This is a genomic window from Pseudoselenomonas ruminis, from assembly GCF_008271295.1.
In the GTDB taxonomy this organism is placed as follows: Bacteria; Bacillota; Negativicutes; order Selenomonadales; family Selenomonadaceae; genus Selenomonas_A; species Selenomonas_A ruminis.
This window is the reverse complement of record NZ_VTOY01000002.1, coordinates 90,799-104,406: the sequence shown is the minus strand read 5'-3', so window position 1 is coordinate 104,406 and position 13,608 is coordinate 90,799. Positions and strand designations below refer to the sequence as shown.

Genomic DNA, 13,608 nt, shown 5'->3' with positions numbered 1-13,608 from the left:
TAATATCTTCATTGCTAAAGAAGAAATGAGGGGAGAAAAATGAGAAGGATATCAAGGATGATGGCAACCGTAGTTGCCGTGTTATCGATTATGGTGTTTTCTATGGCATCAGCGCTGGCTGCTACCACCAGTACGATTGACTGGAACGACAGCGTAGTCCGCGTTGCCGGTTATGGTGTTGCACCGGCCAATGCGCGTACGCCGGGATTGGCACGGCTGATGGCCCGCCGGGCAGCTATCGCAGATGGCTACCGTCAGATGGCAGAAGCTGTTGCTGGCGTCAGTGTCGATGCCGACACGACGGTTGAAATGGCTGCCGTATCGAGCGATGTCGTCCGCACGCATGTCAGTGCCGTAGTAAACGGCGCAAGAATCGTATCGGAGCGCGTTGTTGGTGACAGCTATGAGGTTATTATGGAAGTGCCGATGTTCGGTGTCCGCTCGATTGCCGGTGCCGTCATGGGACGTCCGGACCGCATCGAAGCGTTCCCATCGCCGGTTGCTTCGGTTGCTCCTTCGCCGATACTGACGACTGGTTCGGCAGAATCCTCTAAAGGGTCTTCGGCAGCTTCGGCTCCGGCAGGCCGTGCAATTGGTGGCTTTACGGGCCTCATCGTTGACTGCCGCGGGCTGGACCTGAATCCGGTTATGAGCCCGGCTGTCTACAACGACAATGGTCAGCCGATTTACGGGTATAAGAATCTTGACTACGATAAGGTTGTAGAAAACGGTATGGCTGGCTATGCGAAAGACATGGATCAGGCCCGCCGTGCTGGTTCGAATCCGCTTATCGTCCGGGCCGTTTCGCTTATGAAACATAATTCCTGCCCGGTACTCTCGACGGCAGATGCCAATCGTGTCCTGATTGAAAATGGTGCAAGCCATTTCCTGGATAAAACGAATGTTGTCTTCCTTCGTTAAGAAAATGAAATAAATAATTGCAACGGGAAAGCCTGCGGGCTTTCCCGTTTTCTTATTCAGGTAATTTTCACTTTTGTGCAGGATTTTGGGAAGATATATCGTATAATAGTATCGACTCAGTAAAAAACGAAGGAGGATTTGCTATGGCAAATTTTTGTAAAAAATGTGGAGCACCGTTGAATCCTACCAGTAAATTCTGCACGAAATGCGGGGCACAGATTGCGGATACGCAACCGCAGCAGGTGCCAGTACAGCCACAGCGTCCGATTCAGCAGCCGATTCAGCAGCCGTATCAGCAGCCGTATCAGCAGCAATATCAGCCACCTTATCAGGCTCCGGCGAAATCACAGAGCGATAATCCGATGATTATCGGGCTGCTTGTTTTGGTGGTGGTGCTTTTAGGTGGACTTGTCGGCTATTATTTGTATTCGAATACGGCTAATGACAGTCAGGCAACGTATTCCAAAATTGAAAAGCAGGCTCCCGAAAATTCGAGCGGGGCAGAAAAAGAAAAGCCGGCAGCGGCACCAGCAGGGGCAAATCTTGATGAGCTGGTACGCGAAAAAGATTCGATTGATACAGCAATCGGTGAGCTGGCCAACCGCATCAATTCGCATCTGAGCAATCATTCCAGTTTCCGTGGATATGATGGCTTGAAGAATGATGCCAAGGCGATTATCGATCGTGCCAATAGTGCCAAGGATCGTTTGAACGGTATGAATGCCGCCGACAATGCCAAGAAAGAAGCGCTGATGAACTTGTTCTCGCTTGAGATTGACCGCGCACATGGACTTTATAAAGGCATCGTGGATAATCAGAACGGTGGCGACTATTCGTTAGGATTCCAGCAGGGAACGAAGGCTTCCTACGCGTTTGATGCAGCCAATTCTACCTTTAACGCAACCTATAAATAAGTGAGGCAGCGAATGAGAAAGGTCAAAATCCTGCTGGCAGTATGTTTGCTGCTGGCAGTTTGTATGGTTTCGGCTGCAGGCTGCGGGCTGTTGGGGGAAAATAAAAAAACGCAGGAAGTACCAGAACCTGCCAGCAATACAATTGTCGCAGGGGAAGTGAAAGAAGCCGAGCAGCCGGCTGGCAGGGAACAGCGGTTGGCGCTCGCCGCTTCCTTGCGGCAGCTGATGGAAAAAGATTCGGCCAAGTATCAGGTTTATGTCTTTTTTCCGCAGTGGGATGAACCGCTGGTAATGGGCAAGGATCCGCAGTCATCGGCCAGTATCATCAAGATTTTTATCCTCGGAACGGCGTATGAACTAGCAGAACAGGGGCAGTTGGACCTTAATCAGCAGGTTACCGTCCATCCGTTGGATATGGTAGGCGGAGCCGGCGTCATAAATGGCCAGAGCGGCGCCCCGGTCTATACGGTGCGCAAGCTGTTGGAATTGATGATAACCGAAAGTGACAATACGGCTACCAATGTATTGATGGACGCGATTGGCCTTGAACGAATTCATCATTTCATGAAGGAACACGGCTTCCATGATTCGATTCTCCAGCGCAAGATGATGGATTATGAAGCGCTTCGCGCTGGAAAGGATAATTTTACCACGGCGGCCGATGCAGGCCGGTTCTTCCGTTTATTGCGGGAACATAAGCTGGTCGGCGAAGCGGCTGACAGTGAGATGATTTCCATTTTGTTCGGCCAGACGGATACGGAATGTTTTCCGCAGGCCCTGCCACAAGCCAGGATTGCACATAAGACTGGCGAATTGTCCGGTGTTTATCACGATGCGGGGATTGTTTATGACGCAAATGACAGCTACGTGCTTTGCATCATGAGCACCGACAGCCGCGGCCGTGGCAACACGCTTTCGACCATGCGCAATATGGCCAAAACGGTAGACTTAGCATTCCATCAGTAAAAATTTGAAATATGGGAGTATAACCATAGCGGCAGTTATTGCTGCTATGGTTTATTTGTTGGCAAAGTATCCTTTGAGAGAAGAGTATTTTCTAGCTTTATATCCGGCGGATTGGCAGGATTCTGATGATACTGTACCGAAATTAGCAAATATATGCAGACAGTGATTGGCGAGAAACGTTTATGGGATAGTGAGGAAATAGAAATGGCAAAGTATTGTACAAAATGCGGTGCTGTGCTAAATGGGAACGTAAAGTTCTGCGAAAAGTGCGGGGCTCCGGTGGCGCAGGGACCGGTAAATACTATGGGAAATCCGCAACAAACAACACAGGTACCGCCGCAAAATAATGTTGGCTGGAGGGCGTCCTATGGAACGGGCATGCAGCCGCCTGAGGATGACTCGAGCAAAAAGATAATTATATTGCTGTTGTCTGTAATATTGGGCTTGCTGGTGTTTGGCGGAATTGGCTATTACCTTTATACGCAGATTATGGACCCGCAAAACATTACCCCGGCGTCGTCGTCGCACAAGGTGAATCGTGAAGACAGTAAGGATAAAACAGATACTTCGAAGAAGGATGCCGTTATTGAAGACAAGCAGAAGGAAAAGAAAGAGGAAGCACCCAAGGCAGCGGAAGATAAACCCAATTGGCATTGGATTCAGGATACGACTACGGGGGTATGGCTTTGGAATCCAGAACCGGCAGAGGGGGAATGGATTGTCTGGAGCGGCGACTATGTGACCGATGGCAATTACCGCTATGCCAATGGCTCGGGCGTGCTCACCTGGTATAAAAATGGCAAAGTGATTCAGGTGGATCACGGGACGTTTGAACGTGGCCGTCATCATGGGCGCTTTACGCACAAATTCCCCAGTGGCAAAGTAAAATACAGCAATTGGAATCATGGACGGGAATTATGATGCCGTAATTCTAAGGCAATGTTGCATTGTGGTTGAGGCAAACAGCCCCCAATCCGTTAGTAAGTTTAACGGATTAGGGGCTGTTTTTAATGGAAAAGTATCATAATGATGCTGCCGACAGCTGGGAGGGCAACGATGGCGGCTTTTAAAAGCGGGAGCGGCGCCAGATGCGTTCCCTTGGCGCCGAACCAGGCGCCAATCATAAGGCCGGCCAGCGTCTGGATGAAAATCATAAAGTCCAGGCGGTCGTTGAAGAGATAGCCGAGTCCGCCAGCGGCTGAAATCGGCAGGATAATCATCATGCAGGTGCCGATGGTTTGCAGCAGCGGCACGCCGAAGATTACCATCAGTGCCAGCTGGATGTAGGCAGCGGCACCAATGCCGAAGGCACCGGACAGAAAACCGGTGATGAGACCAGTCAACAGGCCATAAATCCAAAGCTTTCGTCCAGTTAGGAGTTCCGTGCGCATGGGCGTGTGGGCGGCAAGCCATTTGTCATGGTAAAGCTTGATATAGAGAATCACAGCACTGGAGAACAGCATAAGACCAGTGATGTCACTAAGAAAATCAGCGGGCATGAGATTGGAGACATTGGCGCCGAGGAAAGCACCGCTGATGCCGCCAAAGCCGATGATGGCGCCGGTTTTTACGACGACCTCTTTTTGGCGGAAGTGGCTGATGGTGCCGGAGAGCATCGTAAATACCATGGACGCTAAGGCAACGGCCAGTGCCGTGTGAATCGGAACGTGAAATCCGACAGTGAGCAGCGTGATGGTGACACCAGCTCCGCCGGCCCCGACAAAGCCAATCAGGGTACCGAGCAGCAGCATAGAGAAGAATAACATGAGAGGAGTCACAGCCTTTCTATATGGTTAAAGTGTTACCCTCCATTATAGGAGTTTGCCGGGAATTGTCAAATGAGATAATGGGCAACAAAAAAGCCAGGATATAAATCCTGGCTTGTAATTTCCTGGTGACACCTATGGGATTCGAACCCATGAACCCGGCGTGAGAGGCCGGTGTCTTAACCACTTGACGAAGGTGCCGATTGGTGACGCCTATGGGATTCGAACCCATGAACCCGGCGTGAGAGGCCGGTGTCTTAACCACTTGACGAAGGCGCCGATATTGGTGACACCTATGGGATTCGAACCCATGAACCCGGCGTGAGAGGCCGGTGTCTTAACCACTTGACGAAGGTGCCACGTAACTGACTTGATTAATTATATTACAGGTTCTGCAAATTTGCAAGACTTTTTTTCAATCTTTCCAGAGAAATTTTCTTGCCTAACAGGGCGAGCAGTTCCGTAGCACCGCCCGGTGTTACTTTCTGACCGGCAACTGCGATGCGGAGTACCCACATGACGAGGCCCTTCTTGAGTTCTTTTTCTTCGATAAAGGCTTCCAGCTTTGCGTAAAGGCTGTCGTTGTTCCATTCGGACTCGTCAACCTTTTCAATGAGTTCGATGAGAGTCGGCAGCAGTTCGACGGCTTTTTCCACCGTAACTTTGTTGCGTTTGTTGACATAGAGCTCGGCGTCGAAGGCTGGCATGTCAATCAGGAAGCTGATTTCGTCAGCAATTTCGCCAAAGCGGGTGAGGCGCGTTTTTAAGAGTGCGGCGAGGCTTTCCCAGTTTGCCTCGAGATAATCCGGCAGGCTGCCAGCGAAGTCGTGTGCCTTTTTCGCGAAAACAGCGTCGTCCATAGCTTTGAAGTATTCGCCGTTAATCCAGCCGAGTTTGTCATAGTCGAAGACTGCCGGGGATTTGGAGAGACCTTCCAGGCTGAAATGGGCGATGAGCTCGTCCATGGAGAAGATTTCCTGGTTGGTGGTTTTCGGGTTCCAGCCGAGCAGGGCAACGTAGTTGACGATGGCTTCCGGCAGGTAGCCCATGTTTACCAAATCATCAAAGGACGTAGCACCATGGCGCTTCGAGAGCTTGGATACCGAGCCATCCTCGTTTTTGCCCATAACCGGTGCCAGGTGAATGAAGGTCGGCGTTTCCCAGCCATAAGCCTGATACAAGAGGTTGTATTTCGGCGTGGAAGTGATGAATTCAGCGCCGCGCATGATATGAGTGATGCCCATCAGATGATCATCGATGACGTTGGCGAAGTTGTAAGTCGGCATACCGTCACGCTTTAAGAGAACCTGATCTTCCAGCTCTTCATTCGGGATAGTGATGTTGCCGTGCAGGACATCGAAGAATGTCGTCTCGCCGGAAAGCGGCATTTTCTGGCGGATGACGTACGGGTCGCCGTTTTTCAGATGCTCGTCGATTACTTCCTGCGGCAGGTCGCGGCAGGTGCGGTCGTAGCCGCCAAACTGGCCAACAGAGTGGTCCTCGTCCGGGTCGCAGAAGCAGTAGTAAGCATGGCCGGAGGCAACGAGTTCCTCAGCATATTTTTTGTAGATATCCATGCGCTCACTCTGGATATACGGGCCGCAGTCACCGCCGATGTCCGGGCCTTCGTCAGGAACGATTTTCGCCAGTTCGAGCGTGCGGTTGATGAAGTCGACTGCATCCGCAACATAACGGGTACGGTCCGTATCCTCGATGCGCAGGATGAAATCACCTTTCTGTGCCTTGGCATAAAGGTAGCCGTAAAGGGCAGTGCGCAGGTTGCCAATGTGCATGTAACCCGTCGGGCTCGGGGCAAAACGGGTGCGGACTCTCTGTTCAGTCAATTTATTTTCCTCCTATATAAGTAGATAAAGAATGTGTCAAAATTTCTTCTAAAAGTATACTACATTCCTAAGATACGGGCAAATAAAAAGCCTTCCGCTGCGGAAGGCCGTAGAAATGGTCAGTTCTTCAAGAACTGATAAAGTGCGCGGTACATAACCATCGAGCTTACAGCGCCCGGATCTTCGATGCCGATGCTGCGCTCGCCTACCAGACTGGCACGTCCTTTGCGGGCGGCGATGGTTTTCGTGTAGTTGACGCCTTCGCCGGCTGCTCGGGATGCGTCCTGAAGGACTTCAAACAACGGCTTGTCCTGAGCATTTTCCGGCAGGAAGCAGTCGCGGACCGGAATCAACGTATCCAGCATGGTTTTGTCGCCCTGGGCAGCGCGGCCGCGTTTCTGAATAGCGGCGATGGCAGCACTGAGCAGTTTTTCGATGCTGGCGACGTTCATGTGGGTGTCTCCGTCACAAGCTTCACCAGCGCTTACGAATCCAGCACCGTAGAGCGGGCCGGCAGCGCCGCCGACATTCTGAATCAGGGCTTTGCCAATCGTTTTGAGTACGGGACCCGGCAGCGTGGTATCATCCATTTCCTCGACAGCTTCCTGAGCTGCGCGGAAGCCGCGTGCCATGTTTAAGCCGTGATCACCATCGCCAATTTTGGCATCCAGCGAAGTAAGATAATCCTTTTGGGCAATTACGGCTGCTGCAACGGCATCCAATGCATCTTTGATTCTTGTCATTCGAAATCTCCTTTTCTAAAAATTGGGGTAAATTTGGGGATTAATTAAATAAATCTATTGCGTGGAGGCAATAGACATGATTGAAATATTATACCATAATATTATAGCATGGTTAATCTAAAGCACAAGTGTGAATTGACAGAAATATGGGATAAGAGTTACATCTTTACATAGGGATTTGGCCGCCAGCAGCTTTTTGCTATAAAAAAGTGTGAAATAGTTTGCCTATTTCTGGCTGAAAAAGTATAATAGCAATAAGGTTTTGTATAGCAACTATGTGTATTACGTTATAGATTGAAAGAGGGTTAATATGGAAATCAAGGATATGAGGGCGTTCTACGCAATCGTTGAGGAAGGCAATATCAGCCATGCCGCACAGCGCCTTGACATTGCGCAGCCGGCTCTGTCCCGGCAGATGAAGCGCCTGGAAACAGCTCTTGGTGTACAGCTTTTTGAGCGCGGAAGCCGCCGCATCCGTCTGACGGATGCCGGACGGGTTATGTATGCAAGAGTTGAGCACATCCTGGGAATGGTGGATGGAACCGTCCGTGAGATTACGGAAATCGGATCAGGGGTAGCTGGTTCGGTTCGCATAGGTACGATTACTTCATCGGGTGCTATGCTGTTGCCGGAACTCATTACAGAGTTCCATTCCCGTTATCCGAATGTTACTTATCAGATTTGGGAAGCCGAGGGGTCGCGAATCCTGGAACTCTTGGACAATCGCGTTATCGAAATCGGGGTAACGCGTACCCAGGTGGATTCCAAGGTCTATGAGTCCATCGTACTGCCCAATGAACCCTTTGTGCTCATCATGAACAAGAACGATGAGATTGGCGAGGCCAAAGACACGGTTCGCATGGAAGAGTTAAAAGACGTTCCTATTATTATCCCACTGCGGTGGCAGTCGGTTTTCGTGTCCAATTGCCATAAGCTTGGCTTTGAGCCGAATGTCGTTTGTGTCAGTGACAGTATCGTGCAGGATTTGCTGCTGGCGAAGATGGACATGGGGATGGCGCTGGTGCCGATTTCCTCCAAGAATCTGCTGACGGATGGCAACCTTATTTATAAGAAACTGATAGAACCGGAAATGAGTACGCATACGGTGGTAGCCTGGCTCAAGAATCGTACGCTTTCCTCTTCCAGTGAGCATCTCATCAATCTGTTCCGGGAAATGTATTTGAGTGAAGGCACAGAAGGAGGCCGAGGCTGAAATGGAACTGACGGAAATAACGGAAGGTCTAAAAAATTCGGTTGCGGAAATGGTGACCGAAGAGAATACGGCGGTGACGATGGGGAGCGGCACGCTGCCGGTTTATGCAACGCCGGCAATGACCTGCCTGATGGAAAAAGCTGCGGCAGAGGCGTTGGAGCCGCTGCTGCCGGAAGGCTGGACAACGGTGGGAATCTCCTTAAATGTTGCGCATAAGGCACCAACGCCAATTGGACTCAAGGTCCGGGCTGAGGCCGAAGTTACGGCCGTTGATGGCCGCAAGGTGACGTTCGCCGTCCGCGCGTTTGATGAACGGGAAGAAATCGGAAGCGGTACGCATGAGCGCTTTGCCGTGCAACGGGATAAATTCACCGCGAAGGCGGATTCCAAACGATGACGCCTAGGGGCAGCGTTTTTCCGGGTTATATTTGAATTAGAAATGAAGGGCGGGGGTTTAATTTCCCCGCCTTTCGTTATATCATAGTAATATAGTTTATTAGAAAAATTATGCAATCCAAAGGGATTACTAATATTCGGAGGGATATAACTATGGGAAATCCACGTATTTTTATTGTTGAAGACGAACGGCGAATAGCCCGTTTCCTTCAGATTGAGCTGGAGCATGAGGGATATGAGACAGCTACTGAGGATAACGGCCTGCATGCTTTTGAGCGAATAGCCCAGGAGGATTATGATTTAGTTCTCTTGGATCTCATGCTGCCGGATATGGATGGTATGACGATTTGCCGCAAGGTGCGTGAGATTTCCGATATTCCTATCATTATGCTGACGGCTCGTGATGATGTTGAAGATAAGGTCAACGGTCTTGACATTGGTGCTGATGACTATATGACGAAGCCGTTTGCCATTCAGGAACTGCTGGCCCGCGTCCGCAATGCCCTGCGCAAACCCCGTGCCGATGGCCGGGATGTTGACAACGAGGGCGAGAAACTTCAGGTTCGTGACCTTGTCATGTACCCAAGCCGCTACGAGGTTCGGGTTAAGGGCGAGGAAGTTCAGCTGACCAAGAAGGAATACTCGCTGTTGGAATACTTGCTTCGCAATAAGCGCAATGTCCTGACCCGCGATCAGATCCTGCAGGAAGTATGGGGATATGATTATACAGGGGACACGAACGTTGTCGATGTCTATATCCGTTACCTGCGCGCGAAAATTGATGATCATTTCGATGAGAAGTATATCTTTACGGTTCGAGGCGTAGGTTATGCGATCAAGGAGTAAGGCTTGGATTCGTCATCCGATGATGATGTTTAACCGGTTGCGCTATGCGCAGATATCGACAAAGATTACCTGCTTTTATGCGTCAGTCTTACTGCTGGTCCTTATTCTGACCAGTGTATTGACAGGTTTGGGCGTCTATTTCTCCTTCTACCATCAGGCAGAAGTGGAGATTGAGATTAGCATGAACCATGTGCTGGAGCGCATGCACCAAGGGCGCCCCATGGGAGATGATTTTTGGCGGGATGACCTCATTATGCCCGGTGTTGTACTGCGCATAACGGATTTGTCCGGCCGGACGGTGTACGAAAATGATGCCCATTATCCATCCATCCGCCGCATCGAAGAAAATACCCTGAAAAATCCGCCGTTTTGGGCGAATCGGGATATGCAGGTTGCGGAAGTACGCAACATGACGATTTATCATGCAAAGATGGATGTGGAGTATCAGGGGCAGGTTTATCAGCTGCATTTTTTCAAGACGATTACGGCCGAAAAGCATTTTTTGGAGACTTTGCAGAAAATCTTGTTCCTCATGACGATACTGGGGTTTGTGCTGGCTCTCTTGGCGGGCTATTTCGTCAGCAAGCGGATACTTTTGCCAATCCGGGAAATGACCGCCACGGCGCGCAAGATTGAGGTCGAGAAGATGGACCGCCGTATTTCGGTGCCACCTGCTCATGATGAGCTGTCGGAGCTGGCGGAGACGTTCAATCATATGCTTGAGCGATTAGAAGCGGGCTTTAAACAGCAGCAGCGTTTCGTGTCGGATGCTTCCCATGAGCTTCGGACGCCGGTTACGGTTATTTTGGGGTATTCGGATCTGCTCTCGCGCTGGGGGCGGCAGGATGAAGAGATTCTCGATGAAGGCATCTCTTCCATCCGCTCGGAGGCGGAGGATATGCAGCAGCTCATTGAAAAATTGCTGTTCCTGGCCCGGGCGGATCAGAAACGACAGGTTCTTCATAAGGAACGGATTGAGCTTTCGGAACTTGTAGAAGATGTCATGCGCAAGATGAAGCTCGTGACGAAAACCCATACAGTCGAATTGCTGGAAAATGCTCAGGGCGTTATTTTTGCTGACCAGGTTACCATGCGTCAGATGATACGCATATTCCTGGAGAACAGTACGAAATATACGCCAAAGGGCGGCCGTATCACGGCTAGCTCGCATCGCTTGCCCGAAGGTGGTTTTATCCAGCTGGAATTGGCCGATAATGGTATCGGTATAGCCAAAGAAGACCAGCAGAAGGTCTTTGAGCGGTTCTACCGTGTCGATGCTTCGCGTACGAAGGCAGAGGGCGGTGTGAGTGGCACCGGTCTTGGCCTTTCGATTGCCAGCTGGATTTGTGAACAGCATGGAATCGAGATATCGATGGATAGTGACCTCGGCAAAGGCACTAAGATAATTTTGAAAATACCTTTGGTGGAAGGGTAATAATAATATGTCTCTCCTGAATACAGGAGAGACATATTTGTGTATAGGAATCAAGAGAGGAAAGGATGTATTCGAATGAAGGTTTTGGTTACCGGTGTGACCGGTCAATTGGGGTATGACTGCGTTCGTGAGCTGGAAAAGCGCGGGATCGAGGTCCGAGGGGTATCGAGCCGTGACTTTTCACTGACAGATCCGGTGGGGATGCAAAACTATATGGAAGCGTATCGTCCCGATGCAGTCATTCATTGTGCGGCGTATACCGCGGTGGACAAGGCGGAGGATGAACCGGAAATCTGTGAGGCCATCAATGCAGAGGGGACACGGCAGCTGGCAATGATTTGCCGTGACCTGGATTGCAAAATGCTCTACATCAGTACGGATTACGTATTCCCGGGGGTAGGTGAGGCGTATTATGAGCCGGATGATATAAAAGATCCTTGCAATGCTTATGGCCGGTCGAAACTTCATGGCGAAGAAGCGGTGCTGGAATTACTGGAGAAATATTTTATCGTCCGCATTTCCTGGGTGTTTGGTATCAATGGCAAAAACTTCATCCGTACGATGTTAAAACTGGCGGAGACGCATAAGGAATTAACCGTTGTCAATGACCAGATTGGTTCTCCGACTTATACGCGTGATTTGGCTGTCTTGCTGGCCGATATGGTGCAAAGTGATAAATATGGTATGTATCATGCTACCAATGAAGGCGTGTGCTCTTGGGCGGAGCTGGCGGCGGAAACCTTCCGTCAGGCGGGGAAGGACGTTAAGGTTACGCCAGTACCTTCGTCGGCCTATCCAACCAAAGCTGTGCGGCCGAAAAATTCCCGTCTGAGTAAGGATTGCCTGGAAAAAGCGGGCTTCAAACGCCTCCCCAAGTGGCAGGATGCCGTAAAACGCTATCTAAAAGAGATAAAAGAAAACTAAACAATAGGATTGTCTACTACATGTAAACATTTTATAAAAATATACTTGCGTGCTTACACCTGTTGCGAATGGTTCACCGGAGAAAAACATTTTTACTAAAATATGTTGCAAGTTTGTAAAGTTTAGTATATACTAACACATGTACTTATTACGCGGACGGATTCGCATTGTTTCGCAAAAGGTTGTAAAGGAGATGGTTAGCATGTCTAATCAGTTAAAAAAGATTGGCAGAAAATATCAGGAGACGGCACTGATTAAACTCATTGCTGTCGGTCTGGTAATCGGTATTATCCTGGCGGTGTTTGCACCGCAGACGGTTCCCGTGATTTCAATTTTCGGTGACCTCTTCGTGCGGGCACTCAAAGGCGTAGCACCGATTCTCGTGTTTGTGCTCGTCATGAATGCGATGGCGCAGAAAAATGCCGATGCCAGCGCCTCGATGCGCCCTATTGTCAAGCTCTATGTGATTGCTACGTTCCTGGCGTCGCTGGTAGCGGTTGGTTTTTCGTTTGCCTTCCCGACCAGCCTGCAGCTGCAGATGGCTGACGCCAAACTCGCTCCGCCGAGCGGCATCCTGGAAGTCTTGCATAACTTGATTTTGAGTGTGGTGGACAATCCGATTCATGCAATCGCTTCGGCAAACTACATCGGTATTCTGGCTTGGGGTGTTCTCTGCGGTCTTGCATTGCATAACGCTTCGGATACCACGAAAGTCATGATTAATGATTTGGCCAAAACGGTGACGAAAATCGTTCAGTGGGTTATCCGCTTTGCTCCGTTTGGTATCATGGGCCTCGTTGCCAATGCGATTGGGGAAAGCGGCTTGGGCGCGCTTTTAGGTTATGTTCAGCTGCTTGGTGTTCTGCTCGGTGCATTCTTCTCGGTAGCGCTCATCATGAATCCGTTTATCGTCTATGCACATATTCATCGCAACCCGTTCCCGCTCGTTTGGACGACGCTTCGTGAAAGCGGGATCTATGCGTTCTTTACGCGCAGTTCGGCAGCTAATATTCCGGTGAATCTGTCGCTTTGCAAACGCCTGCGCCTTGATGAGGATACGTATTCGATTTCCATTCCGCTCGGTGCAACGATTAACATGAGCGGCGCAGCGATTACGATTGCTGTTTTATCGCTGGCAGCGGCTCATACGCTGGGCATTGATATCGATATGCCGACGGCACTGCTTCTCTGCATCATTGCAACGGTTGGTGCCTGTGGTGCATCCGGCGTCGCTGGCGGTTCGCTGCTGCTGATTCCGGTAGCCTGCTCTTCGTTTGGCATCGGCAATGATATCGCCATGCAGGTTGTTGGCGTCGGCTTTATCATCGGCGTGTTGCAGGATTCCTGTGAGACGGCACTCAACAGCTCGAGCGATGTCCTGTTCACCGCCACGGCCGAATTTGCCCAGCGGGCAAAAGCGGGCACGCTGACAGCAGATGATATGATTCCAGCCGTGGAAGAAGACTAAGAGAATAGAAAGTAATTTTAACCTCCTGTTCAAGGGCAGCCTTGGACAGGAGGTTTTTTATATTCGCAGGGCAGGATAAGAAAATGTTAATGATAATAATAGAGTTTATTTAGAATTAAGGTATAGGGTAATAGAAGGTGAATATAATCGATTTTCTGCTAAAGAGTGTTTG

Annotated in this window: 13 protein-coding genes and 3 tRNA genes; 10 read left to right on the top strand and 6 right to left on the bottom strand. The window is 50.1% G+C overall.

Going from position 1 to position 13,608, the window contains the following annotated elements; genetic code table 11:
- The first annotated feature begins 57 nt into the window (after positions 1-57).
- The 4 genes from FZ040_RS04185 (at position 58) to FZ040_RS04170 (ending at position 3,722) form a co-directional block, all read left to right on the top strand.
- A complete protein-coding gene (locus FZ040_RS04185; protein ID WP_255448743.1) occupies positions 58-921 on the top strand; it encodes an LPP20 family lipoprotein in 864 nt (287 codons plus the stop codon).
- A gap of 143 nt (positions 922-1,064) precedes the next feature.
- Complete coding sequence (locus FZ040_RS04180) at positions 1,065-1,835, top strand: zinc ribbon domain-containing protein (protein ID WP_149170855.1); 771 nt, start codon at positions 1,065-1,067, stop codon at positions 1,833-1,835.
- A gap of 12 nt (positions 1,836-1,847) precedes the next feature.
- A complete protein-coding gene (locus FZ040_RS04175) occupies positions 1,848-2,801 on the top strand; it encodes a serine hydrolase (protein WP_149170854.1) in 954 nt (317 codons plus the stop codon).
- Between the two features lie 204 nt (positions 2,802-3,005).
- Positions 3,006-3,722: a zinc-ribbon domain-containing protein gene (locus tag FZ040_RS04170; RefSeq protein ID WP_187620241.1), complete on the top strand. Its 717-nt coding sequence runs from the start codon at positions 3,006-3,008 to the stop codon at positions 3,720-3,722.
- Positions 3,723-3,808: 86 nt separating this feature from the next.
- On the opposite strand, the gene FZ040_RS04165 is transcribed toward FZ040_RS04170, so the two are convergent.
- The 6 genes from FZ040_RS04165 to dhaL form a co-directional block, all read right to left on the bottom strand.
- Positions 3,809-4,567: a sulfite exporter TauE/SafE family protein gene (locus tag FZ040_RS04165; RefSeq protein WP_149170852.1), complete on the bottom strand. Its 759-nt coding sequence runs from the start codon at positions 4,565-4,567 to the stop codon at positions 3,809-3,811.
- Between the two features lie 126 nt (positions 4,568-4,693).
- Positions 4,694-4,768: transfer RNA gene (locus FZ040_RS04160), tRNA-Glu, on the bottom strand.
- A gap of 3 nt (positions 4,769-4,771) precedes the next feature.
- Positions 4,772-4,846: transfer RNA gene (locus tag FZ040_RS04155), tRNA-Glu, on the bottom strand.
- 5 nt (positions 4,847-4,851) lie between these two features.
- A tRNA-Glu gene (locus FZ040_RS04150) sits at positions 4,852-4,926 on the bottom strand.
- A 24-nt stretch (positions 4,927-4,950) separates the two neighbouring features.
- On the bottom strand, positions 4,951-6,411 hold the full coding sequence (gltX, locus tag FZ040_RS04145; RefSeq protein WP_149170851.1) for a glutamate--tRNA ligase: 1,461 nt from the start codon (positions 6,409-6,411) through the stop codon (positions 4,951-4,953).
- Positions 6,412-6,530: 119 nt separating this feature from the next.
- Positions 6,531-7,154, bottom strand: a complete 624-nt coding sequence (dhaL, locus tag FZ040_RS04140; protein ID WP_149170850.1) for a dihydroxyacetone kinase subunit DhaL — start codon at positions 7,152-7,154, stop codon at positions 6,531-6,533.
- 310 nt (positions 7,155-7,464) lie between these two features.
- Between dhaL and FZ040_RS04135 the strand changes: the two genes are divergently transcribed.
- The 6 genes from FZ040_RS04135 to sstT all read left to right on the top strand — a co-directional run bounded on the left by FZ040_RS04135 (position 7,465) and on the right by sstT (position 13,436).
- A complete protein-coding gene (locus tag FZ040_RS04135) occupies positions 7,465-8,367 on the top strand; it encodes a LysR family transcriptional regulator (RefSeq protein WP_149170849.1) in 903 nt (300 codons plus the stop codon).
- Between the two features lies 1 nt (position 8,368).
- A complete protein-coding gene (locus FZ040_RS04130) occupies positions 8,369-8,764 on the top strand; it encodes a thioesterase family protein (protein ID WP_149170848.1) in 396 nt (131 codons plus the stop codon).
- 152 nt (positions 8,765-8,916) lie between these two features.
- A complete protein-coding gene (locus tag FZ040_RS04125; protein ID WP_149170847.1) occupies positions 8,917-9,609 on the top strand; it encodes a response regulator transcription factor in 693 nt (230 codons plus the stop codon).
- Positions 9,593-11,044, top strand: coding sequence for a sensor histidine kinase (locus FZ040_RS04120; RefSeq protein WP_439653903.1), 1,452 nt, complete (start codon positions 9,593-9,595; stop codon positions 11,042-11,044). Before FZ040_RS04125 ends, FZ040_RS04120 begins: the two co-directional genes overlap by 17 nt.
- 75 nt (positions 11,045-11,119) lie before the next feature.
- The gene (gene rfbD, locus FZ040_RS04115; RefSeq protein ID WP_149170846.1) at positions 11,120-11,968 is read left to right on the top strand and encodes a dTDP-4-dehydrorhamnose reductase; all 849 of its coding nucleotides are present in this window, start codon (positions 11,120-11,122) and stop codon (positions 11,966-11,968) included.
- A 193-nt stretch (positions 11,969-12,161) separates the two neighbouring features.
- Entirely contained in the window at positions 12,162-13,436 is a 1,275-nt protein-coding gene (gene sstT / locus FZ040_RS04110; RefSeq protein WP_439653902.1) for a serine/threonine transporter SstT, read from the top strand.
- The last annotated feature ends 172 nt before the right edge of the window (positions 13,437-13,608 follow it).

Bases quoted from the DNA above. Each gene is read 5' to 3' on its own strand.
- FZ040_RS04185 (WP_255448743.1), top strand. From the start codon at position 58: ATGATGGCAACCGTAGTTGCCGTGTTATCGATTATGGTGTTTTCTATG.
- FZ040_RS04180 (WP_149170855.1), top strand. From the start codon at position 1,065: ATGGCAAATTTTTGTAAAAAATGTGGAGCACCGTTGAATCCTACCAGT.
- FZ040_RS04175 (WP_149170854.1), top strand. From the start codon at position 1,848: ATGAGAAAGGTCAAAATCCTGCTGGCAGTATGTTTGCTGCTGGCAGTT.
- FZ040_RS04170 (WP_187620241.1), top strand. From the start codon at position 3,006: ATGGCAAAGTATTGTACAAAATGCGGTGCTGTGCTAAATGGGAACGTA.
- FZ040_RS04165 (WP_149170852.1), bottom strand. From the start codon at position 4,567: ATGTTATTCTTCTCTATGCTGCTGCTCGGTACCCTGATTGGCTTTGTC.
- dhaL (WP_149170850.1), bottom strand. From the start codon at position 7,154: ATGACAAGAATCAAAGATGCATTGGATGCCGTTGCAGCAGCCGTAATT.
- FZ040_RS04135 (WP_149170849.1), top strand. From the start codon at position 7,465: ATGGAAATCAAGGATATGAGGGCGTTCTACGCAATCGTTGAGGAAGGC.
- FZ040_RS04130 (WP_149170848.1), top strand. From the start codon at position 8,369: ATGGAACTGACGGAAATAACGGAAGGTCTAAAAAATTCGGTTGCGGAA.
- FZ040_RS04125 (WP_149170847.1), top strand. From the start codon at position 8,917: ATGGGAAATCCACGTATTTTTATTGTTGAAGACGAACGGCGAATAGCC.
- FZ040_RS04120 (WP_439653903.1), top strand. From the start codon at position 9,593: ATGCGATCAAGGAGTAAGGCTTGGATTCGTCATCCGATGATGATGTTT.
- rfbD (WP_149170846.1), top strand. From the start codon at position 11,120: ATGAAGGTTTTGGTTACCGGTGTGACCGGTCAATTGGGGTATGACTGC.
- sstT (WP_439653902.1), top strand. From the start codon at position 12,162: ATGGTTAGCATGTCTAATCAGTTAAAAAAGATTGGCAGAAAATATCAG.